17 protein-coding genes and 1 tRNA gene are annotated in these 23,457 nt (G+C 43.0%); 4 read left to right on the plus strand and 14 right to left on the minus strand.

Annotation, left to right across the window (positions count from 1 at the left end):
* Positions 1 to 98 precede the first annotated feature (98 nt).
* Positions 99 to 647 carry a L,D-transpeptidase gene (locus tag ACSUPM_RS10275; protein WP_025651360.1) on the minus strand — a complete coding sequence of 183 codons (549 nt, stop codon included), beginning with the start codon at positions 645 to 647 and terminating at the stop codon, positions 99 to 101.
* Between the two features lie 125 nt (positions 648 to 772).
* Between ACSUPM_RS10275 and ACSUPM_RS10280 the strand changes: the two genes are divergently transcribed.
* Positions 773 to 2,038, plus strand: a complete 1,266-nt coding sequence (locus ACSUPM_RS10280) for a hypothetical protein (RefSeq protein ID WP_101212007.1) — start codon at positions 773 to 775, stop codon at positions 2,036 to 2,038.
* Between the two features lie 267 nt (positions 2,039 to 2,305).
* On the opposite strand, the gene ACSUPM_RS10285 is transcribed toward ACSUPM_RS10280, so the two are convergent.
* Complete coding sequence (locus ACSUPM_RS10285) at positions 2,306 to 3,544, minus strand: argininosuccinate synthase (protein WP_025651358.1); 1,239 nt, start codon at positions 3,542 to 3,544, stop codon at positions 2,306 to 2,308.
* A 362-nt stretch (positions 3,545 to 3,906) separates the two neighbouring features.
* Between ACSUPM_RS10285 and pyrC the strand changes: the two genes are divergently transcribed.
* The 3 genes from pyrC (at position 3,907) to ACSUPM_RS10300 (ending at position 6,624) form a co-directional block, all read left to right on the plus strand.
* Positions 3,907 to 4,977, plus strand: coding sequence for a dihydroorotase (pyrC, locus tag ACSUPM_RS10290; protein WP_101212006.1), 1,071 nt, complete (start codon positions 3,907 to 3,909; stop codon positions 4,975 to 4,977).
* A 341-nt stretch (positions 4,978 to 5,318) separates the two neighbouring features.
* Positions 5,319 to 5,978: a ribonuclease T gene (gene rnt / locus ACSUPM_RS10295; RefSeq protein WP_201565776.1), complete on the plus strand. Its 660-nt coding sequence runs from the start codon at positions 5,319 to 5,321 to the stop codon at positions 5,976 to 5,978.
* A gap of 570 nt (positions 5,979 to 6,548) precedes the next feature.
* Positions 6,549 to 6,624 (plus strand) — tRNA-Glu (locus ACSUPM_RS10300).
* Between the two features lie 366 nt (positions 6,625 to 6,990).
* Here ACSUPM_RS10300 and ACSUPM_RS10305 read toward each other — a convergent pair.
* The 12 genes from ACSUPM_RS10305 to ACSUPM_RS10360 all read right to left on the minus strand — a co-directional run bounded on the left by ACSUPM_RS10305 (position 6,991) and on the right by ACSUPM_RS10360 (position 23,083).
* Positions 6,991 to 7,560 (minus strand): BLUF domain-containing protein, encoded by a 570-nt coding sequence (locus ACSUPM_RS10305; protein WP_227502375.1) that lies wholly within the window; start codon positions 7,558 to 7,560, stop codon positions 6,991 to 6,993.
* A gap of 495 nt (positions 7,561 to 8,055) precedes the next feature.
* Positions 8,056 to 8,832: a 2-C-methyl-D-erythritol 4-phosphate cytidylyltransferase gene (gene ispD / locus ACSUPM_RS10310; RefSeq protein ID WP_051395118.1), complete on the minus strand. Its 777-nt coding sequence runs from the start codon at positions 8,830 to 8,832 to the stop codon at positions 8,056 to 8,058.
* A gap of 397 nt (positions 8,833 to 9,229) precedes the next feature.
* Positions 9,230 to 9,538 (minus strand): FtsB family cell division protein, encoded by a 309-nt coding sequence (locus ACSUPM_RS10315; RefSeq protein WP_025651353.1) that lies wholly within the window; start codon positions 9,536 to 9,538, stop codon positions 9,230 to 9,232.
* A gap of 136 nt (positions 9,539 to 9,674) precedes the next feature.
* Complete coding sequence (gene eno, locus ACSUPM_RS10320; RefSeq protein WP_201566152.1) at positions 9,675 to 10,991, minus strand: phosphopyruvate hydratase; 1,317 nt, start codon at positions 10,989 to 10,991, stop codon at positions 9,675 to 9,677.
* 322 nt (positions 10,992 to 11,313) lie between these two features.
* A complete protein-coding gene (locus ACSUPM_RS10325; protein WP_436879910.1) occupies positions 11,314 to 13,662 on the minus strand; it encodes a heavy metal translocating P-type ATPase in 2,349 nt (782 codons plus the stop codon).
* Positions 13,663 to 13,971: 309 nt separating this feature from the next.
* Positions 13,972 to 14,196 (minus strand): heavy-metal-associated domain-containing protein, encoded by a 225-nt coding sequence (locus tag ACSUPM_RS10330; protein WP_025651350.1) that lies wholly within the window; start codon positions 14,194 to 14,196, stop codon positions 13,972 to 13,974.
* A 381-nt stretch (positions 14,197 to 14,577) separates the two neighbouring features.
* Positions 14,578 to 14,832 (minus strand): heavy-metal-associated domain-containing protein, encoded by a 255-nt coding sequence (locus tag ACSUPM_RS10335; RefSeq protein WP_025651349.1) that lies wholly within the window; start codon positions 14,830 to 14,832, stop codon positions 14,578 to 14,580.
* Positions 14,833 to 14,859: 27 nt separating this feature from the next.
* Positions 14,860 to 15,735 (minus strand): 3-deoxy-8-phosphooctulonate synthase, encoded by an 876-nt coding sequence (kdsA, locus tag ACSUPM_RS10340; protein ID WP_436879911.1) that lies wholly within the window; start codon positions 15,733 to 15,735, stop codon positions 14,860 to 14,862.
* A gap of 257 nt (positions 15,736 to 15,992) precedes the next feature.
* Positions 15,993 to 17,627: a CTP synthase gene (locus tag ACSUPM_RS10345; RefSeq protein ID WP_436879912.1), complete on the minus strand. Its 1,635-nt coding sequence runs from the start codon at positions 17,625 to 17,627 to the stop codon at positions 15,993 to 15,995.
* Between the two features lie 230 nt (positions 17,628 to 17,857).
* Complete coding sequence (locus ACSUPM_RS10350) at positions 17,858 to 18,943, minus strand: porin (RefSeq protein ID WP_436879913.1); 1,086 nt, start codon at positions 18,941 to 18,943, stop codon at positions 17,858 to 17,860.
* Positions 18,944 to 19,242: 299 nt separating this feature from the next.
* Positions 19,243 to 20,352: a porin gene (locus ACSUPM_RS10355; RefSeq protein WP_436879914.1), complete on the minus strand. Its 1,110-nt coding sequence runs from the start codon at positions 20,350 to 20,352 to the stop codon at positions 19,243 to 19,245.
* Between the two features lie 526 nt (positions 20,353 to 20,878).
* A complete protein-coding gene (locus tag ACSUPM_RS10360; RefSeq protein WP_436879915.1) occupies positions 20,879 to 23,083 on the minus strand; it encodes a malate synthase G in 2,205 nt (734 codons plus the stop codon).
* Positions 23,084 to 23,457: the final 374 nt, after the last annotated feature.

Below are 23,457 nucleotides of genomic sequence, written 5' to 3' on the forward strand. Positions count from 1 at the left end.
ATATTTATATCGACATGAACGCTTAGAAAAGACAGCTCAATGCATTATGGCTATCTTTTTAGGTTTCATTGTTTATTAATACAGTACCATTGAAGGGTTTATAAGATGTCTTTCTCACTCGCTACAATCGTGACGGGTGTGCCCTCTTCGACTTGTTCAAACAACTCGATAATATCTTGGTTGCGCATACGCACGCAGCCATGTGAGTAAGGCGCGCCCATCGGTTCGCTGTCTGGTGTGCCATGAATATAAATATAACGCTGATAAGTATCGCAGCCACCTTGGCTATTGCGACCTTTATTAACCCCTTCCTCAACGCCGCTTAACCATAAAATACGGCTCAATATCCAATCACGCTCAGGATGTAGAGCCCCAAAGTCGGCACTATATACTTCCCCTGTAGGCACACGACCGACAAACACAGCATTACGAGGTGCGCTACTGCCTATTTTTTCTGCGATAACATGCTTGCCGAGCGGCGTACAGCCACTGTCTTGTTGGCTGCCAATGCCATTTTTGGCGGTAGAAACTAAGTATTGAGCGAGCTCTTTATTCTGCTGATATACCGTCAAGGTCTGCTGAGCGATATTAATCAGTAACGTCGTAGCGATATCTGTATTTGGAGCAAGGTCTGCGTTATTGGTCATAGCGGTCTTCCGGCTGTCATTTGGAGTATTATTAGCAAAATGATTGAGATTTTCTATTATTAAGGGATTGTATCAAGGCTTTTGGCACCGTAATATAGGGGCACACTTTTTGATGCTAGCAGATTATGACGACTATTTCACCGACACGTGTGTCGATGTATGATTTTCTATATCAAGATACCCAGCCGATGGTGTCATTATTGGCTGATGCCGCCAAGCTTTCTTTGCCGCAAGCGCGCTTGGCAATTGATTGCAGTTTGCAGGCCATTATTAGTGCCCTTCTCGCTTATCAGCAGCGCTATCAAGGTCAAGTCGTTAGCAAAAAGCTGTTTGGACGCAGTGCTGTCAAAGAGCTTAGGCAATACAACTCGATGAATTTTGCGACCATCAGTGCGACGTTATACCATCGCCACGATGCTGCAGACGCCATATTTAACGATAGTGCTCGCGTGATAAAGGCCAGTGAGTACATTGCAAACCGCATTGATGCTACGACGCCACAAGTGCAGATTTTACTGACATCGCTATGCGTGATTGTGCTGCGCGAGCTGGCTATTTTAGCGGAATACAGTCAGCTTGATAATGATGAAATTAATAAATGGTTTGCATTGCAGCCACAGTTTTTGTCGATAGATCGATTCGCCGCCGACCAGACCCAGATAATGCCTACGACCTTAGCCGACACTGATAATAACAAAAGCAGCACTTTGTCTTCAGACGCTACAGAAATAGTATCGGAAGATGGTGCAGAATGTGAGTTGTTAGATGCAGAGCAACTCTTAAGTACGCCACCACCTTTCGATCCTTATTGGTACAAACTGAATAATTTTAAAGCTGATAATTATGAGCCGGCACAAGATATGCAGCTGGCTACTGGCAATTACTTAAAGGCGATTGGCCGCTCTACTGAAAACATTCAGCAAGGTGGACACAATGATTTATTGATGTTTGCAGAAATGACTGCCGTTACCTTACCGCATCAGCGCTGGCTATTGCAGTTGGCCAAGATTTCAGAAATATATTTACAACGTAATCGGCTACGTATTACCTCGGAACCTGCTACCCCGCCAAAACCGCCGCTGGTTAGCTTAGGGTTGATCGGTGGGAACAATGACAATACACCGGCCACTACCAGTGAAAAACCGATTGAATATGATGCGGCCACACCACTTTGGAAAAACCCAGTGATTCTTATCATTATTGTAGTCATTGGTGTGCTTGGGGCGCTGGCTACTTTAAAATACCAAACGCAAAAATCTAACGGTGCCGTTCCAGCAACCGAAGAGGTCTTAGCGCAAGAACGCAGCGAGGAACGTCAGCAGCAAGATGTGGCCATTGTCATGGTAGATGATGAAGCAGCTGGTGGCACAGAAAAAGCGAAAACTGAATAGATATCAGCAATACCGTCGCGTTTTTAGAGTATTTTGGCGATACAGTTTCACCAATCACTATCATCCATAAAAAAGCAGAGACACTATCAATATAGGTCTCTGCTTTTTTTGTGATTTATCAGCTCAATTAACTATTATCTAACGATAAATAGCTAGAAAGCTTATACCATGCACAAAAATTAGAGTAGTAAGGAAAAAGAGTGCAAATACTACGCATTGTAGGTTAAGCGATTTTGACACAGCTAATCGTCTTTTTGGCGTTTGGTATTATTTTGATAAATCACGACCACGGCTGGCTTCAATTGCTAGACGTAAGCCATTCAAACGAATGAAACCTTCTGCGTCTTTTTGATCATAAGCACCAGCATCATCTTCAAAAGTGGCAATTTTTTCATCGAACAATGAATCATCAGACTTACGACCGACGACGCTCACAGCGCCTTTATACAGCTTCACACGTACGGTGCCGTTGACATATTCTTGTGACTTGTCAATTAATGCCTGTAGCATCATACGCTCAGGGCTAAACCAGTAACCATTATAGATAGTCTTGGCATAACGAGGCATTAGCTCATCTTTTAGGTGTGCCGCTTCACGGTCTAGCGTTAGCGACTCAATACCGCGATGCGCTTTTAGCATAATCGTACCCGCTGGCGTCTCGTAGCAGCCGCGTGACTTCATACCGACATAACGATTTTCGACGATATCTAAACGACCGATACCATGCTTACCACCAATCTCGTTGAGCTTAATCATTACTTCATAAGGCTTGAGCGCTTCGCCATCAATCGCAACGATGTCGCCTTTCTCATATTCTAGCTCTAAATACTGTGCTTCGTCAGGGGCTTGTTCTGGGCTAACTGACCAGCGCCACATGTCGTCTTCTGCTTCGGCATACGGATCTTCTAGGATACCGCCCTCATAAGAGATATGCAGCAAGTTGGCATCCATTGAGTACGGAGATTTTTTCTTATTGCCCGCATAATCAATCGCAATATCATGCTCTTTGGCATATTCCATCAAGCTCTCACGACTCGATAAATCCCATTCACGCCAAGGTGCGATTGTCACCACATCTGGTGACAAGGCAACAGCACCTAGCTCAAAACGTACTTGGTCGTTACCTTTACCAGTCGCGCCATGACTGATGGCATCAGCGTTATGTTCTTTAGCGATTTCAACCAAGCGCTTGGCAATGAGTGGACGCGCAATAGAAGTACCTAGCAGATACTCGCCTTCATAAATGGCATTGGCACGGAACATTGGGAATACGTAATCACGAGCGAACTCTTCACGCAAGTCTTCGATATGGATATGTTTGATACCCATGGCTTTAGCTTTGGCACGCGCCGGCTCCACCTCTTCGCCCTGACCGATATCAGCGGTAAAGGTAATCACTTCGGCATCATAGGTTACTTGTAGCCACTTCGCGATGATTGAGGTGTCAAGACCACCTGAATAGGCCAGTACGATTTTATTAATATTTTTTGGATCAAGCTGAGCCATGAATAACTCCTATTATGAGAATTTATTGTCGAATACATTTAATAAGACGTAAAAATGCGAATGATGGGATAAAATCAATAAAAGATATATTGCTTGCTCAGTGTACATCATATTTACTTTTGGCAAAAGTGTAACTGCCACAAGGTACTAGCTTTTGCTGTCAATGCCTCTGTCATCCCTCTGCATTATTTGTCCAAAAATACACACTTATGATGATAAGAACAATAACCCATGAATGCTGCAAAGACATTTTGCCGCTTATCTCGTCACGTATTTAGTCGCACTGACAAATCTGTTATTATAGCCACACAGTATCATTCCCTATTATTCCCCAATACGACGATATAGAGCGCGACGACACTATGACTGATTCGATTACAGAATTGACCATCCTTCAGCCAGATGATTGGCATATTCACCTTCGTGATGACAGCGCCTTAGCTACTACTGTACCGCATGCAGCCAGTAGCTTTAACCGTGTTATTTGTATGCCAAATCTAGTGCCGCCTGTCAAAAATGTTGACGATGCGCGTGCCTATCGCGCACGGATTATGCAGCAGCTACAAGCCAGTGACTTATCTGCTGAGCGCCAAGCCGCATTTGACCCGCGTATGACGTTATACTTAACGGACAGAACGACAGCACAAGATATCGAAATGGCAGCACAGTCGGGTATCGTCCAAGCAGTCAAGCTCTACCCTGCTGGTGCTACCACCAACTCTGCGGATGGTGTCACTGATATCAACGCCTGCGTAGATGTCTTTGAAGCGTTAGAAAAACACAACCTACCACTGCTATTACATGGTGAAGTGACGCAAGACCATGTGGATATTTTTGATCGCGAAAAACGTTTTTTAGATGAGGTACTGGCACAAATTATCGTTAAATTCCCAACACTAAAGATTGTGGTAGAGCATATTACCACCAGTGATGCCGCTGACTTTGTCTTGGCGCAAGGCAACCATATCGCTGCTACCATTACGCCGCAGCATTTGATGTTTAACCGCAACCATCTATTGGTCGGTGGCATCAAACCGCACTTTTATTGCTTGCCTATCTTAAAGCGTGAAAGCCATCAAAGAGTATTGTTGGATGTTGCTACCAGTGGCAATCCGAAATTTTTCTTAGGCACTGATTCTGCTCCGCATGCCACAGATAAAAAAGAGGCTGCGTGTGGCTGTGCCGGTTGTTATAGTGCCGCTACTGCGCTACCGTTATATGCCACCGCTTTTGATAGTGTGGGCAAAATAGACAAACTTGAAGGCTTTGCCAGTCGTTTCGGTGCCCAGTTCTATGGGCTGCCTGTTAATGACAGCACAATTACCCTCATCAAAACACCTATGCAAGTACCCGCAGACTACCCATACTTTGACGGTAGCTCACTGACACCGCTTATGGCTGGTGAGACGTTGCCTTGGTCTCTTAAAGTGTAACGCTTGCTCAATGCTAACAGACCCTAGTTTATTCTAAAGTATCAGTGATACCCTTGTGGCAAGCGGTGTGGCTGATATTTTAGTTTGTTCTTGATTTCATTTTTTAATTCAATACCACTGCACGACTGATAAAAGCGATTTAACTTAATATGACCACTCAAACCGATGCGACCTTGCCTGCAGACGACCCATCAAATAACGTCGCTAATAGTCATCCAAATAGTGACTTAGCGACTGATAACACTGATAACACTGATAACGTTAATAACATTGATACTAGTAGCGTCGACGCTAACAACACCGACAGTAAAGTGGTGCCAGATAATGACACCCAAACACCGATGAGTCTAAGAGACCGTTTTCGTAAGTTTATGCCTGTCGTGGTCGATGTCGAAACCGCGGGTTTTAACTCGCAGACCGATGCTTTATTAGAGATAGCTTGTATTCCGATTTTGCTGAATGAGCACGGTGTATTTTATCCCGGTGACGCTTTTAATGCCCATATTGAGCCTTTTGAAGGTGCCAATTTAGAACCAAGTGCCCTCGCCTTTACGGGTATTGACCCCAATAACCCAATGCGGAAAGCCATTGCAGAAGATGAGAAAACGGCACTACGCCGCATTTTTAAGGGTTTAAAAGAAGTGCGCCGCGCTGAAGACTGCCGTCAATGCGTGTTGGTCGGTCATAACGCCCACTTTGACTTGGGGTTTTTAAATGCAGCGGTGCTACGTACTAACATTAAAAGCCACAACCCTTTCCATAACTTTTCCGTCTTTGATACCGTAACCCTCGCCGCGCTTGCTTTCGGTCAGACAGTATTGGCACGCGCCTGTAAGGCTGCAGGTCTTGACTTCGATGGTAAAGACGCCCATTCAGCCTTATATGATACCCAAAAAACAGCCGAGCTGTTTTGTCATATCCTTAACCACTATCCTATGTTGTCTAATGCTTTACATACCGAACAAAGCAAAGTAGAGTTAACAGATAACGACGCGCAATAAAAGGTTATTTTTACAGTAATAACTGATCGTTTGCTAAAGTTGACGATAGTAATTTTGCAACACCTTGATGACTTTGACATCTTGATTTCACAATCAATAAGGATATGATTGATACCATGATAAGTAAGGTGGCTACTTGGGCCAATGTCATGTAGCGCTGTTAAAAGGAATTAATAGCTCACTTACTTGCCACTATTTTGCTCTCAAACAACACCTTTATATCCTATAGATGGTTTAAGTCGCTCACACTGCCCTGATAGCTGAGGTTATTGATATCGATAATGCCCCTGCTGTTAAGGCTTAATAAGAGGGACTTTATTATGGATCCACAGCTTAAATTATGGGGCACCATCATCGGTTATATGCTGCTCGCCTTAACCATTAGTGGCTGCACATCTTTATGGATTCGCCACCATTTAAAGAGTAATGACCTACATCCAAGTCGTGCACTCAAAAAAAGATACTTAATATTAAAAAGACGAAGAAAAAGGCTTGACAGCAAACGCAGACGCCATTAAAATACGCACCACTTCAGCATAAATGGTGAAAGCAGCTGAAGCGTTGTTACTAGTCCCCATCGTCTAGAGGCCTAGGACACCGCCCTTTCACGGCGGTAACGGGGGTTCGAATCCCCCTGGGGACGCCACTATTTGGCGTCACTGATTAGCACTTTTGCTGTAAAGCATAAGATAAGACTAATAAGCGTACCATCAAAAAGTCCGGTCACATTCTATTGTGACTGGACTTTTTTTATCTCTGTATATTCTCTTAATATTTCAGATGACTACACTACTAACGCTGCCAGCTTACAACCCACTCCACTCTCAAATATAGACGGGCATGGATACGGTATCACTGACTAGCCACTTATTAATTGTTTGATTATCTATTTTGAGCGCTGATCTTCTGATAAAAAAGTGCCTTATCAAATTTTTATCGCAAAAAAGCCAGCAATCTTAGCTGGCTTTTTTTATAAGCTGTCTATCCATAATATCTTAAAAATTATGGCAAGCTAAAAAATCTTGTCTGATAACACAAACCAAAGAAGTGCCAATATAATGAGTGCACCCAATACCGTCTGAATTAAGAAAAAGGCTTGGTGCTGACCAACGACTTTACCTAGCGTTAAACCTAAGGTGCTGTATTGGATCGGCTGACTGTCGATCTCGCCTGTTCTGACCTGCTGTTCATAGTAACCTTGCAAGATATCTAAAAACTCCGTCCATTCGTCAGTGTTCCACTCATAGGGCTTGAATGGCATAAACCTTTTAAGCTTAGGCTCTTTAATCATCCAACGTTCAAGAGTGATAGAGCGCAATGACCAACCAGCGAAACGACGTTCTGCTAGCGCAGAAAAATCTAAAATGTTTAGATCTTTATGTCTATCGTCCATTACTAAGCGATTTTTGAGATTGGTTAATGCTTGTTCGCTACCTTCTACGCACTGTAAAAAATAACCATTGCCGTAGCAAAGAATACCCGTAATATTATCAGTTTTGTTACGCTTGCTGGCGACTTCTGCGATATCGTTCAGTGTACTGGCATTTGATAGACCAGTCGACGTAATGCGGCTCAAATACACAAGTTGGCAGAGGTCTGTCGTGACTGGATTTGTTGAACTATTGACTGTTGACAATCAGCTTCTCCCTATTATCAGGTAAATTTAGCTAAGACAACCATACTAACTTTTGAAAAACACATAGAGACAAGACAATTAGGATGTCAAATTGGCTTGATACATTATTGATTTTATAAGTATTTATATTAATTGTATTAAGTTGGTTACATCATAGTTTAGTTTGGTCATCAAAGCAACCTATGATTATCTTATAACACTACTTATGTATACTAAACAATCATTTAGCATTATATATATTGAGTATGTGACATATAACGATATATTTTTGCTGTCTAGTACGCTACTTTTTAAGAACAAAAATGGATATCAGCGGTGCCTAATGTATTGATATTACTTTTCACTGACCATAGCTAACGGCTTACGCGTTAAAATGAATAGGTACAGTAAAGCAATCACTCAAAAATTTTAAGTGATTGTTTAAATATCTTTAAGAAATGATTAGGACTGAGCGTTGAGAATCGCTGCTAGCAATGTAGCGTCGTCTGGATAAGTGAGTTTTATGTTTTGACGACTGCCAGTCACTAAACGTATAGGGAGATTTAGATGTTCAAACGCGCTTGCTTCATCGGTAATATCTAGCTGATGCTTAGCGACATGTGCGAGTACTTGCTGCAACTCACCTAGGCGAAATACTTGTGGGGTTTGTGCTTGCCACATATTACTGCGGTCGATAGTGCGTTTAGCATAAGAGTGTGAGCTGCTGCTATTTATCGATGTATTAACAAGCTCAGATTGAGCAGTAGAATAGACATATGACTCTTTTAGCGTATCAGCCACTGGCGTCGCTAAGATAGCACCATAAGGCTCTGACATCGCTGCCTCGATAACTTGATTAATATCATTACTGGGAACGGCAGGGCGCGCGGCATCATGAATCAGCACTAAATCTGAATCGTCAGCACCTGAATGACTGATTGCCTCTACCCCTGCCTGTACTGATTGCCAACGTTCAGTGCCGCCAATGGCATAATATATAGGAAGTGCAAAATCAAGCGTCTGCGCTGTGCTGTCATCTGCTGCGATGACCAATAAGCACTTGTCAATATAAGCACTTGACGCAAGCCGTGCCACGCTATGCTGTAGCAAAGTCTGCCCTTGCAAGATTGTATATTGCTTAGCAATAGACGCACCGAAGCGACTACCGCGACCAGCGGCGACAATCATGGCGTGTATATTAGGTGTGGTATTCATAAGGTGGTTTTGATTGATACTCATGGTTGGATTCCATGATGATAGGACGGGGAGGAAGTGAAAAAGAGGTTTAGATTTAAAAAAAAGATTTTAGGGCGTGTTGAACATTCACAAATAGGCACTGCTGATTGCTAAAATGGTTTCATACAAGGCGCAAGTCGACGATAATGTTAATACCTTAGCTAGACTTGCAACGCAGTATGGGGCGATTTTAGCATCAGCCTGTAGGGACAGGACTGTTTTTTGCCGCTTCTGTGTTAAAAATAGACGTTTAGAAAGACTAAACTTAAGATTTTTAACGTTGAATCGCCTAAAAAATAGTCTCTGTCAGTGCCATGGTCGAATGTTCAACACGCCCTAAGATCAATAATGTCTCTACTATAGGTGATAGAAGAAATTCATTTTATGAGGTTGAGAGCAATCAATAACGGCTGTGCGTTGTCGGCGCTGTTGATACTTGTACAAAAGTCTCATTTGGCTTGATTAAGCCCAAATCTAAACGCGCGTGCTCTTCTACTGCCTCAAGACCATTCTTTAGATCATAAACATCAGTACGCAATAAATTATTTGCAGCCACTTGGTTGTCGTTCAGACGCTGCTGATCTTCAATCTGAGTCTGTAGTGTATTACGCTCAAAGCGACCATTTTCACCCAGCCAATACTGATATTGCAGCCCTAACAGCACAGCGACCGCTAAAGCAAGTAAGATAAATTGGCTAAAGTATTTCATAAAGTATTAACGCCAAGTGATAAAGAGATAATAATTAAAATCGAAAAAATTAGATTAACTGATTAGGCGCTATATCATCCTGTGAATGACAATATAGCGCTTAAGTCTACACTAAAATTCTTAGCTACTCAGCTTATTAGCCACGTAGACCGATAAACTCTTCACGGCCACGGTAGCTTGCTCGTACTTGCTGCTCAATACGTAATAACTGATTGTATTTCGCAACGCGATCTGAACGGCATAGTGAGCCCGTTTTAATCTGACCAGCAGCTGTACCTACTGCCAAGTCTGCAATGGTGCTATCTTCAGTTTCACCTGAACGATGCGAGATAATCGTTGCATAGCCGTTTTTCTTCGCCAGATAAATCGCATCTAGCGTTTCTGACAAGGTGCCGATTTGGTTAAATTTGATCAAAATTGCATTGGCAATATGCTTATCAATCCCTTCTTGCAAGATAGCAGGATTGGTCACAAACAAATCATCGCCAACCAATTGGACTTTATCACCAATCTGCTCGGTCAAATACTTCCAACCATCCCAATCAGACTCATCAAGACCGTCTTCGATAGAGATAATAGGATATTGACGTGCCAAGCCTACTAGATAGTCTGAAAAGCCTTGGCTATCAAAGGATTTATTACCCTCGCCTGCCAAGATATATTGACCGTCTTTGTAGAATTCGCTGGCCGCGCAATCTAACGCCAAATGAATGTCTTCGCCTGCTTTATAGCCGACTTGCTCAATCGCTTGCATGATAACGGTGATGGCTTCTTCATTGCTACGCAAGTTTGGGGCAAAGCCGCCTTCATCGCCAACCGCCGTATTCAAGCCTTGTGCTTTGAGGACAGATTTTAAGCTATGGAAAATCTCTGTACCGGCACGCAGCGCTTCTGAGAAGCTAGTAAAACCAACAGGCTCAATCATAAACTCTTGAATATCAACGGTGTTATCCGCGTGCTCGCCACCGTTTAAGATGTTCATCATCGGTACCGGCATCGTCAAAGAAGTCTGATTACGCAGATTAGCGATATACTGATGTAGTGGCAGATTTTGTGACTTGGCAGCTGCTTTGGCAGTTGCAAGAGAGACTGCTAGCATGGCATTAGCGCCAAGGCTGTCTTTGTTTTCTGTACCATCGAGCGCAATCATAGCATCATCAATGCCTTGCTGCTCGGTGACATCTTTGTCCATCAATGCACTGCGGATCTGGCTATTAACGTTGGCAACAGCTTTTTTGACGCCTTTACCCCCATAGCGACTTTGGTCGCCATCACGTAGCTCTAATGCCTCACGTGAGCCAGTTGAGGCGCCACTTGGGGCAGCAGCACGACCGATCGTGCCATCAGCTAAGATGACATCGGCTTCAATCGTTGGGTTACCGCGCGAATCTAAAATCTCACGGGCGCGAATGTCTTTAATTGCGGCGACGTTGGTGGTTTCTTCAGCGTACATAATATCTGTTAATTCCTTTGGTCATGCCAAGTTTGTGGGATAAATAACGGCAACTAGAATACAAAAAAGATAAAGTAAAATATCGTATAGCACATATGCTCAAACCAGCTTTACTTAGCTATATGATCAGTAAGTTTTGAGCAGGATTAAAGGTATTTTTAATACTTTAACCCTCAGCTATAGTGCTTGGCATCATAGCATAAATTTTGCCAAACTTCCCTTATCTTACACCAACTTGCGCGCATAAAACCAGATATGGTCAGCAATAATCGGCCGTTATCATATCTCATTATAAGCGCCATTATTGGCAGTCAGGCAACACCTATGCTTTTGTTAAATGTTCGCTATCAGTGTGTGAGCCAGATACCGTATTACTGAGCTCAACCTTTGTTTTGAATCGCGTTAAACGCAGCGCATTCATTAATACTGAAATAGAGCTGAGCGCCATAGCCGCAGCGGCAATCATAGGGTTTAAAAAACCAAAAGCGGCAAGCGGAATGCCAAGGCAATTATAGATGAAGGCAAAGAATAGATTTTGTTTGATATTGCGTAGTGTTGCATTCGCAATTTTTTGCGCCGCATCGATATGCATGAGCGATTCGCCCATCAAACGCGCAGAGGCACTATGTTGGGCGACATCCGTACCTTCAAACATGGCAAAACTGGCATCAGCGGTTGCCATCGCTGGCGCATCGTTGACGCCATCGCCTGCCATCGCTACTTTGTGACCCGCTGTTTGCAATAGGGCAATTTGGCTCGCCTTGTCGCGTGGGCTCATTTTGCCATAAGCCTGCTCGATACCCAGCTGCCCTGCCACATGGTCGACGACCGACTGCTTATCACCACTCATCAAAATGACATTGATGCCAGCATCTTGCAGCGCCTTAATTGCTTGCGGCGTATCGTCTTTTAAATCGTCCGCTAGGGCAAACGCCCCCAACGCTTCATCATTAATACTAATGGCTACGGTACTGGCGATTTGCCATACCTTGGGCATCAGCTTTGGCAATGTTAAATTAGCAAACTCTGCGCTACCAACTTTTACCAGTCCCAACCCTTCGATGTTTGCCTGTATGCCTGCACCTTTGATGACGCTAATATCAGTGACAGTCATTAACGGTAAGTTGCGTTCACTAGCCGCGTTAATCAATGCCGTCGCTAAAGGATGGCTAGCGTGCGCCTCAACGCTTGCAGCAATTTGTAGCACATCATCGACGGCAAGCGACTTATCCACCATCACCTGATCGACGATACTAGGCTTACCCATGGTTAATGTGCCCGTCTTATCGAGCACCACCGTATCGATATTGCCTGCCGCTTCTAGGCTTTGCGCGTCTTTGAACCAAACTCCATGACGCGCGGCGACCCCCATACCAGCCATAATAGCCGCTGGCGTGGCTAAACCTAAGGCACAAGGACAAGCAATGACCAGCACCGACACTGCATGCATCAATGCGGTATCAATCATACCCGTTAGCCACCACGTCAGCCCAAAAGTGATCAAAGCAATGGCAACAACGACTGGGACAAAAATAGCCGTTACTCTATCAGCAAGGCGCGCTAGATTGGCTTTTGAGCCTTGTGCATCGCTGAGCGCTTGTACCATATCACCCAGCTTGGTATCGCTACCTTTAGCACTGACGCGATAAAGCAAACTGCCGTTTTCGACCAGTGCTCCTGCTAATAAACCATCGCCTACTTCTTTTTTGAGCGGTACCGACTCACCCGTTAAATGACTCTCCACACACCAACCGCTACCATCGATAACGACCCCATCCGTTGCAACACGGCTGCCTTGTTTGGCACGCAAAATATCATCAATTTGCACATCTTTAAGAGCCACATTATGAAAATCACCGTTTGGCTGTTGCTGCTCAACTTCATCAGGCGTCAAGGACAACAATAAATCGATACTGTTAAGGCTGTGCTTTTTAGTACGCTCTTCTAAATATTTACCGGTACGCACAAAGGCGATAACCATGACGCCCGCCTCAAAGTAAACAGCGGGCCCGTGACCACCTGCATGCCCGCTTTGCAATAGACTGCTTAACGTACCATCGCCGTGGGTCAGCCATAAATAAGTGGAATACGCCCAAATAGTCACGGTACCAATGACGACCAGTACATCCATATTGGCAAGACCGCCTTTGATAGAGGCCCAAGCGCTTTTATAAAATGGCAATGCCAGCCCAAATTGGACAATGGTCGCTAGGACAAACTGAATCCAAACCGGTGGCATCCACGCCATACCAAAACCTGTCAGCATACCTGCCATACCCACTAAAAACGGCAGCAAACATAACCACAAGCCAATCAAGCGCCACGGGTACTGAGTCGCGGTATCTTTATCCGTTTGGGCAAACAAGCTATCAGCTGCCTGCAAATTGGCGACGAAACCAGTTTTATTTACCCATTCTTTGACTTGCTCAGGCGTCGTCTGGGTCGGATCATAATCGACATTCGCGGTCTCGCCAGCGAAGTTCACACTCACCTCGTATACCGACGGCTTTTTGTTTAGTACCTTCTCGATTCTTGAGGCACAGGCCTGACATGTCATGCCATCAATGGCCATCTGCAGGTGTGCACGCTCCGGTGCAAGCGTTGTATTGGACTGAATATCAGTCTCAACTTCATAGGATTGCTCAGTGGCGGTACGGGTAGCGTCATTCATAGAGAGAACTCGTTATTGCGTTAAAGCGCATGATAGCGTTTATACATTTGGGCATTCGTTTACGCGAAAAAAACTCAGCGACTTGATAAAATTTTTAGGCAAAAGCGTATTTGAAGACCAGTTTTCTAAAACTACTGGGATAAATATTAAATGGTTATGATTGGCGATAATTCAAATTTTTCTATTGTTTCAACGCATCAAGACCTATTCGTACATACATAAAAAGCAGTTAGTTATTGCTGCCTCATTATTTTTTAGCCATTAAAAAAACCAGCCATCAGAGCCGGTTCTTTTATAAATAAAAAAATCTTAAGAGTTAGCGACGGTGGCATCAAAGCCTGCTTCCTCGATAGCCGATGCAATAGCTTCTGCACTGGTCTTACTATCATCGAAGCTAACTGTTGCTAGATTGTCAGTGAGATCAACAGTAATAAGATCTAAACCATCAATCTCACCAGTAGCAGCATGGACACTTGCCACACAGCCACCGCAAGTCATGCCATCAATTTTAATAATACGTGTTTGATTTGCCATGGTAGGCTCCTTATTTTTGTAAATGAATTTTTATTAATTAGGGCGTGTCTTCAATTCACTCGATAGTTATCTAAATGAGCTAAAAATGGCTAAATCTTGCCAAACATCGTCAAATAGCTGATTAATATCCCGATATTATCTGCGCTATTTTTCTTATTTAACGGCAATTTATCTCATTTTTATCACCATTTTTGAAATGAAGACACGCCCTAGTATTTTTATAAGTCAAATAAACTGCTTTTATAGTTTTTTATAACATTCACTTTAAATGCAGGATGTCACTCTAGCATAAGCCGAATTGAAGCGAACAACAAGTTTGACTGCTAATATCTTTAAGAAAGCACTTTATTAAACGACTTTTTCTTTATAAGTGCCTCACCGCTAATCATGATGATGTGGATTTTGCGGTGAATCAATCGGAAACGGCTGGGTAACATAATCGACCATGCTAATCGCGGCAGTTAACGCATGGATACTGGTATCGGTATCATCATAGCGTACGGTAGCAACGTCCTTAGCAGGATCAAGCTCAATCTCAGTGACTCCTGTAATATTCTTAAGCGCGGTCATCAAGCTATCAAGACCTTCCGCGTCATCGATATTGTCGATACTGACGTGTGCAATTTGTATGGCCATTGTCTTACCCTCTTATCGTTTATAGCATTAATGCGTATCTAATACTTCAAAGCCTTTGACCAACTCATCAATCTGCTTGAGTTGACGTAAGAACGGCTCTAACTGACTGGTTCTTAAGGCACACGGACCATCACATTTTGCGGTTTCTGGGTTCGGATGCGCTTCCAAAAATAGCCCTGCCAACCCTGTCGCCATACCTGCACGTGCAAGGGTGGTGATTTGCTCACGGCGTCCACCGGCGCTATCACTACGACCGCCCGGCTGCTGCAAACTATGGGTTACATCAAAGAATACCGGTATATCCATCTGCTTCATGGTATCGAAGCCTAGCATATCAACGACCAAATTATTATAACCAAAGGTACTACCACGCTCACAAAGGATGAGCTTATCGTTACCACCTTCAAGGCACTTGTTAACGATGTGACGCATCTCATGTGGGGCTAAAAACTGGGCTTTTTTAATATTGATAATCGCATCGGTCTTCGCCATCGCATGCACCAAATCCGTTTGACGCGACAAAAATGCTGGCAACTGGATAATATCCGCAACCTCAGCGACGGGCGCGGCTTGATACGGCTCATGCACATCAGTAATAATCGGCACTTGGAACTTTTCTTTAATTTGCCCCAGCCAATCGATACCCTTCTCTAGACCTGGGCCGCGATATGAATGCAGACTTGAACGGTTGGCTTTATCGAAACTGGCTTTAAAAACATAGCCGATACCCAAACGCTGGCAAATCTCGACATACTGCTCGGCAATCTCGAACGCCAATTCTTTTGATTCTAAAACATTCATGCCACCGAACAATACAAATGGCTGGTCGTTGCCTATATTAATCGTATTGCCACTTGGCGTCGTAAGCTCTATATGCGATTGTGCAGTTAATAAATTTTCCATAAAGTAGTGACCCTCATTATTGTTATATACTGTTGTTATTAATATTACTCTCCCATATTGTAACCGATAGCCCAATGAATAAAAGTATCCAAGCGTAATTACATCTCGCTGATACTGTAGATTACTTAATCAAACCACTATTGCTAGAAAAAACTATTAAAAAATGGCTAAATAAACAGTCAAAAAAAAGACCAATCCGCAGATCAGTCTTTTCATTTATATTAAAAATTCATTTTAAAACAGTAAAGCTTTTAATATTATTTAGTGTCGCTATAGATTTTTGCGGCTTTTACAAAGCTGTTAAACAGTGGATGACCACCACGTGGCGAGCTGGTAAATTCAGGGTGGAACTGTACCGCAACGAACCAAGGATGATCAGCAATCTCAACCGACTCGACCAAATGCTGCTTGGCAGAATAACCCGATATCGTCATGCCTGCTTGCTCTAACGGCTCGATATAACGGTTGTTCATCTCATAACGATGGCGATGACGCTCAGTGATATTGCTAGCACCATAGATTTGGCTCAGCTTGCTACCAGCGACCAGCTCAGCTTGCTGTGCGCCTAAACGCATGGTGCCGCCAAGATCTGAATCATCACTGCGAATCTGTAGCTCACCGCGCTCATCTAGCCACTCAGTGATGAGACCAATGATTGGCTCAGCCGTTTTGCGATCAAATTCAGAAGAGTTGGCATCGATATTCATCACATTACGCGCGTATTCGATGACGGCCAACTGCATACCTAGACAAATACCTAAATATGGCACATTGTTTTCGCGAGCATAAGTAATTGCTTTCATTTTACCCATAGTACCGCGCTCACCAAAGCCGCCTGGCACCAAGATAGCATCGGCATTATTAAGCTGCGCCAACAAGCTATCGTCATCCTCTAAACGTTCGGCATCGATATAATCAATCTTCACATCTGCCTTGTGAGTGATACCCGCGTGCAATAATGCTTCATTAATCGATTTATAAGCATCAGGCAGCTCGACATATTTGCCGACCATTGCCACGGTAACAGTGGATTCAGGATTGAGCTGGGCTTCAACGACTTTGTCCCAATCGCTCAAATCGGCTTCAGGTACATCCAAACCAAAGCGCTCACAAATCAAATCATCAAGATCTTGCTCATAAAGGGTACGCGGTATTTGATAGATACTTTGTGCATCTTCACACATGATGACCGCACGTTCTTCGACATTGGTAAATAGCGCAATCTTACGGCGATTGTCTTGTGAGATGTGATGATCAGAGCGGCAAATTAAGACATCAGGCTGTAAACCAATAGAACGCAGCTCTTTCACTGAATGCTGGGTAGGCTTGGTTTTGGTTTCACCCGCACTCGCAATATAAGGGACTAGGGTCAAATGCATTAGCATAGCGCGATTGCGACCTAGCTCTACTTGCATTTGGCGTACGGCTTCCATGAAAGGGAGTGACTCGATATCACCAACCGTACCGCCAATCTCGATAATAGCGATATCATAACCTTCACCACTGGCAAGAATCTTGCTCTTAATCTCATCGGTAATATGCGGGATAACCTGCACAGTGCCGCCAAGATATTCACCGCGGCGCTCTTTATTCAGTACATTCTGATAGATGCGACCACTGGTAAAGTTATTACTCTTACTCATCTTAGAATGACGTAAAAAACGCTCGTAATAACCCAAATCTAAATCCGTCTCCGCACCATCTTCAGTAACGAAGACTTCACCATGCTGGAACGGACTCATCGTACCTGGATCGACGTTGATATACGGATCCATTTTGGTCATCGTCACGCTCACGCCACGTGCTTCAAGGACTGCGGCAAGAGAGGCTGCGGTAATACCTTTTCCTAGTGAGGACACTACCCCACCGGTCACAAATATAAACTTGGTCATAGTACTCTGTCGGTAATTGGTAAAGAAGGATTTTACTAAAAATACGCTACAAAATATAGGGCAAAAGCGCAAACTCTTTAAAACACTCAGTTTTTAACGCTTAATTGTCATAAGTGCGTAATCATCGTAAATACGTAGCTATTATAACCCACTGCGGCTTTAAAAAGGTCACAACAAAAAAACTCACCCCGAAGGATGAGTTTTTTATAATACGTTTTCTAATGTTTAGATTAGAATTTGTATTCAATACCCGTACCTACAATCAAGTCATCTTTGTTATTGTCACGGCTGATTTGCCCTGCATAAATATGACCCGTGGTCGCTTTATTGAATGCATATTCTCCACCAACTGCGATTTCATTTACATCAGCATCTTTTACGCCTTTTTCGTCAGTGGTATTAACATACTGTGCTTTAACTGCCCAAGGTGTTGCACCAACTTTATATTTACCACTAATTAGCCAAGATTTTTCATCTTCACTGGCTTTGTTAACGCGGTTGTTGTTAACGATGCTATAATTATCGTAGTATTGGCTTTGTTGGTATAGAGCACCTAAAGTTAAGCCCGAAACCATATTCATTTTGCCCATATCTAAACCAGCAACCAAACGCCACGTATTATCAATCACGCCAGTATTTACATTGTTAGCACCCATGTCTTTGTCATAAGCACCGGCTAGATAAACACCATTTTTGTCATAGGCTAATAAAGCAGAATAACCGTTATCTTTTACTTTTCTATCACGATAGACTGCAGGCTTCGCACCAGATGCTGCGGAAACGAGAATATCACCGTCGGCATCAGTTTCTGATAATGCGGTAGCTGCCATAAAACTCACTGGCATACCGACAATAACAGGTGATTGATAGGCCACCATATTGTTAGCACGGTATTCACCTGAAACACCCGCATTTTTAATATCAAATAAGCTATCATTAAACACGTCAACTTTGTTTTGTGCAAGTTTCAATGGGGTATCATGGCGTCCCGCTAGTACAGTACCTAAAGTGTTGTGGGCTAAGCCTACATAAGTATTACGTGATCTAAACTGTTGGCTATCGTCATCAACATCAATACCATATTCCAATTGATAGACTAATTTAGTGGTATCAGTAAGATCATCTTCACCTTTAAAACCGATACGTGATTGATTAGAGTTAAGTTTAAATGTATCTTCATCTGTCTTGTTAGCTGCATCGTAGTCTGTACTAACATAATCTAAGGTTAAAAATGCTTTACCATATACAGTTGGCGCAGCATGGGCAGCAGAAACTGATAGCGTTGCAATTGCCGAGGCTAAAAGTAATTTTTTCAAAGGGTATCTCCACTTTACGATTTGAGTGATAAATGGTCTAAGATCATTAGATATATAATGGCAAGGTCCTATACCTTCGAAACCATATATATAGCGAGCCATAAGAACTGCTTAGACACAACTTTACCAACCAAATATTACAGTAAGGTGAAAAAACCAAAATTTACACAAATGTTATTATTAATTTTACGGATTCTGTTATTTAAGACACGCTGTTGTTCAAGACACAGTATTGATTACAAAACAAAAAAACTCACCCCGAAGGATGAGTTTTTTATAATACGTTTCTAATGTTTAGATTAGAATAAGTATTCTAGACCGCCACCGATAGCGAGTACATCAATATCACCACGTAAGTCGATTTTCTTAACATTGCCGTCTTCGTCTCTCGAACCAAAACGACCATTGTTTAATTCCGCTGAATTTAGACCAGCATAGGCATGAGCGATCATATTATTTTTAAACGCATATTTGCCACCTACAACGACTTGATTTGAGTCATTATTCTCAAGACCACTGATATTGTCGGTTTTGTCATACTGAATATAAACAGAGGCTGGACGGGCAAAATTCGAAAGACCCATTTCAGCACTCACCACTAAACCGTCCTCTGTTGCAGTAGTAGTACCGGCATAGTCAGCTTCTTGATATAGAACGCCTAACTTTACAGGAGCTGCGATATATTTACCTAAATCGACGCTAGCACTGCCACGGATAATATCACCACTAACACTCATGTCTTGCTCATAAGCAATACCAGCGGTAATGCCTGTACCTGGATCAAACATCAATGAGGCACCATAGCCTGCGTCACGACCACTCTCAGATATAAAGTCTTCATCAGCACCATACATCAGCGCAAGCGCTAATGGTAGGTCATTGTATTTAGGCGCTTTCCAAACGATTGAATTATTGATACGGTTACCAACGGTCGGGGTCAAAATATTAGCAAAGCTGTCGTTGTTGTTCAGAGTACTAGAGCCAAGATTATCCCAATAACCTTCATTAACTGATACGTTATTGATATAGTCAATGACTGTGTAGTTACGACCAAAACGGAACTGACCGAAATCTTTGTTGACTAGACCAAGATAAGTATCACGACTTTTGAAGCCAATGTTATCGCTACCACTATCATCAACTTGAACGCCGTACTCTAATTGGTAAATTACGTCAGTGTTGGCCGTTATCGCTTCAGAGCCTCTGAAGCCTAAACGTGAAAGCTTAGAATTAACTTGTAATGAACCGTTGTCTTCATTAATTCTGTTATTATTATCCATATTCTGACCATCAATTTCAGCATTAACGTAATCAGTAGTAACGAATACTTTACCATAAACGGTAGGTGCTGCCTGTGCTGCAGATACAGATAGAGCAGCAACGGCTGTAGCTAAAAGTAGTTTTTTCATGGGGGTATCTCCACTTTACAATTGTAGTAATGAGCAAGCTGTGATTAGCTGGCGCCCATAATGGTATCGTCACAAATCCTCAAAGATATAATGTGTAACTAGCTACCGAGATTGGTCAGAAACAAGTGTGGCGAAGTTCTATTACAGTAAGATAAAAAACCATGACTCACATGACTGGGATTAAACAACGTAACTGCCATGTAAACTTAAGTCTTATGCGTCCTACTGCGTAACATCCGTTACCAAACTCATACTTAGAGTATAAGCATAACAACTTTGACATAATTTGCAACATATTTTTAAGTCTTTGATGACGAAAAATCCTTAAACCCATATTTAATCTAAGGTTTAACGATTGTTCAGATAAAAACAAAAAAAATACCCCTACTTGCCATTGGCAAATAGGGGTAACTTTTATAAATAAAGTAGAAATACATTGCTTTAAGTATGCTTGAGTAATACTAAGTATTGAAGGACTACTTAACCATGGATAAGTAGCCCTAAAATGGCTTTTATAAATAAGGAATTAGCAATGCGTATTGGCTTTTAAGTCTAAACGCGCTTGATGCAATAATGGCTCAGTGTAACCACTTGGCTGCTCACGACCTTTAAAGACCAAATCGCAGGCAGCTTTAAAGGCGTAAGAATTATCGAAGTTATTGGCCATTGGCTGATAGCCATTATCGCCCGCATTTTGCTCATCGACGACTTTTGCCATGCGCTTCATGGTATCCATGACTTGCTGCTCGCTTACCACGCCGTGATGCAACCAGTTAGCGATATGCTGACTTGAGATACGCAAAGTAGCACGGTCTTCCATTAGACCTACATCATTGATATCTGGTACTTTAGAACAGCCAACGCCTTGGTTTACCCAGCGTACGACATAACCTAGGATACCTTGAGCGTTATTATCAAGCTCTTGCTGCTTTTCTTCTTCTGTCCAGTTGCTATCTTTGGCCAATGGAATGGTCAAGATATCATCTAAGCTGGCACGCTCACGGGATTTTAAGCTGTCTTGCACGTCGGCAACATTGACCTCATGGTAATGCATGCTGTGCAAAGTAGCGCCCGTTGGTGATGGTACCCAAGCTGTGCTAGCGCCAGACTTAGGATGGGCTGCTTTAGTATCCATCATCTCTTTCATCTCGTCAGGCTTCGCCCACATGCCTTTACCAATTTGAGCGTGGCCTTGTAGACCGGTCTCTAAACCGATATCGACGTTCCACTGCTCGTAAGCAGGCTGCCATGCTTGCGATTTCATATCGCCTTTACGGACAAAGGGTCCGGCGTTCATACTGGTGTGCATCTCATCACCCGTACGGTCTAAGAAGCCGGTATTGATAAAGATGACGCGCTCTTTTGCTTGGCGAATGGCTTCTTTTAAGTTGACCGTCATGCGACGTTCTTCGTCCATGATGCCGATTTTTAGAGTATTGCGCTCTAGACCCAATAGATCTTCTGAAGCGTTGAACAAATCATTGGCCATTTTGACCTCTTCAGGGCCATGCATTTTTGGCTTAACGATATACATCGAACCTTTGCGTGAGTTCGATAGCGCAGTTTTACCTTTCAAATCATTTAAAGACAATAGCGGCGTGATTAAGCCATCCATCAGACCTTCAAAGATTTGCTCTTGCCCATTACCCAAGTCGACCAAGATGGCTGGGTTTTGCATCAAGTGACCAACGTTACGAATCAATAGTAGTGAACGGCCTGGCAGGATAAGCGTGCTGCCATCTGGTCTGATATATTCACGGTCTGGGTTTTGTTTACGCGTACGGGTCTTGCCACCTTTTTCAAAGGTTTCTTGCAAGTCACCATTCATTAGACCAAGCCAGTTACGATACACTTCTACTTTTTCTTCTGCATCGACAGCAGCGATTGAATCTTCGCAATCTTGAATTGCCGTAATCGCTGATTCTAATAGTACATCTTTAATACTTGCTGGATCATCTTTGCCCACTGGATGATTGCCATCGATTTGAATCTCAGCATGCAGGCCGTTATTCTTGAGCAAAATACCAGTAGGCTGCTCTGCTTCACCAACGAAACCAACAAATTTCGCGGCGTCTTTTAGATCAGTGCTATTATCACCTTGAACAATTTCAAGTTTGCCATCGACCACTTTAAAGCCGGTCACATCGTTATATGACCCTGATGCTAAGGCAAAATGTTCGTCTAGAAATGCTTTGGCATAAGCAACAACAGCAGCACCGCGCGTTGGGTTATAACCACCTGTTGCTTGTTGGCCATTTTCGTCACTGATGACGTCAGTACCATATAATGCATCATATAAACTGCCCCAACGCGCGTTGGTGGCGTTCAATGCGTAGCGAGCATTACGGACTGGTACGACCAGCTGTGGACCTGCAATATGGGCAATCTCGTCATCGACGTTTTGAGTACTGACTTTGAAATCATCACCTTCTGGTAACAGATAGCCAATTTCTTGCAAGAATGTTTTATACGCGGGGTAATCAATTTCGCCATCTTTGGCAGGGTTGTCCAGATGCCATTGGTCAATCTGCGCTTGAATCTTGTCACGAGTTTCTAGCAGCGCTTTGTTACGCGGGGTAAACTCTTTGATGACCTTTTCAAAACCTGACCAATAGCTGTCTGAATCAACACCGACTTTCGGCAGCACTTCGTTTTCAATAAAGTCATACAATTGCTGGTCGATGGCAAGAATGCCTTTTTGAATACGATTGGCGTTAGAAGACTGGCTCATATTGTTATCCTTATCTGTTCGTGAGGTGTGTTAATGCTAAGTTGCTACAATAACGGTGTGAAAATATGTGCTCTTGGAGCATTTATCCCTAGTTTGCTTTGCGGTGAATAAATAGCAAACATGACAATGCGAACTGTTGGTGGTGATTGAGCATCTATTAATGTAATAACTGTTTAAGACTGAATTTGTCTGATGCAGCGTCTGTGATTTTGGGATTGTCTGTAAGCAGAGCTGTCTATAATTCTTAGGTTTTAATACAGGATTGGCACTTGATATAATGCCTATCGCCCGCTACTAAGTAATGATCAATAGTAAGACAAAATGCCTGAAAAGCAAAATCTCATCCTACTATCAAATAATAAAATAAACAAGGA

It is taken from the genome of Psychrobacter okhotskensis, assembly GCF_965638355.1.
Lineage (GTDB): Bacteria > Pseudomonadota > Gammaproteobacteria > Pseudomonadales > Moraxellaceae > Psychrobacter > Psychrobacter okhotskensis.

Coding starts and splice junctions, on each gene's coding strand:
- ACSUPM_RS10325 (WP_436879910.1), bottom strand. CDS start 13,662: ATGAATGACGCTACCCGTACCGCCACTGAGCAATCCTATGAAGTTGAG.
- ispD (WP_051395118.1), bottom strand. CDS start 8,832: ATGAGTATCAATCAAAACCACCTTATGAATACCACACCTAATATACAC.
- ACSUPM_RS10360 (WP_436879915.1), bottom strand. CDS start 23,083: ATGAGCCAGTCTTCTAACGCCAATCGTATTCAAAAAGGCATTCTTGCC.
- rnt (WP_201565776.1), top strand. CDS start 5,319: ATGAGTCTAAGAGACCGTTTTCGTAAGTTTATGCCTGTCGTGGTCGAT.
- pyrC (WP_101212006.1), top strand. CDS start 3,907: ATGACTGATTCGATTACAGAATTGACCATCCTTCAGCCAGATGATTGG.
- kdsA (WP_436879911.1), bottom strand. CDS start 15,735: ATGGAAAATTTATTAACTGCACAATCGCATATAGAGCTTACGACGCCA.
- ACSUPM_RS10355 (WP_436879914.1), bottom strand. CDS start 20,352: ATGAAAAAACTACTTTTAGCTACAGCCGTTGCTGCTCTATCTGTATCT.
- ACSUPM_RS10345 (WP_436879912.1), bottom strand. CDS start 17,627: ATGACCAAGTTTATATTTGTGACCGGTGGGGTAGTGTCCTCACTAGGA.
- ACSUPM_RS10280 (WP_101212007.1), top strand. CDS start 773: ATGACGACTATTTCACCGACACGTGTGTCGATGTATGATTTTCTATAT.
- ACSUPM_RS10285 (WP_025651358.1), bottom strand. CDS start 3,544: ATGGCTCAGCTTGATCCAAAAAATATTAATAAAATCGTACTGGCCTAT.
- ACSUPM_RS10275 (WP_025651360.1), bottom strand. CDS start 647: ATGACCAATAACGCAGACCTTGCTCCAAATACAGATATCGCTACGACG.
- ACSUPM_RS10330 (WP_025651350.1), bottom strand. CDS start 14,196: ATGGCAAATCAAACACGTATTATTAAAATTGATGGCATGACTTGCGGT.
- eno (WP_201566152.1), bottom strand. CDS start 10,991: ATGTACGCTGAAGAAACCACCAACGTCGCCGCAATTAAAGACATTCGC.
- ACSUPM_RS10335 (WP_025651349.1), bottom strand. CDS start 14,832: ATGGCCATACAAATTGCACACGTCAGTATCGACAATATCGATGACGCG.
- ACSUPM_RS10315 (WP_025651353.1), bottom strand. CDS start 9,538: ATGAAATACTTTAGCCAATTTATCTTACTTGCTTTAGCGGTCGCTGTG.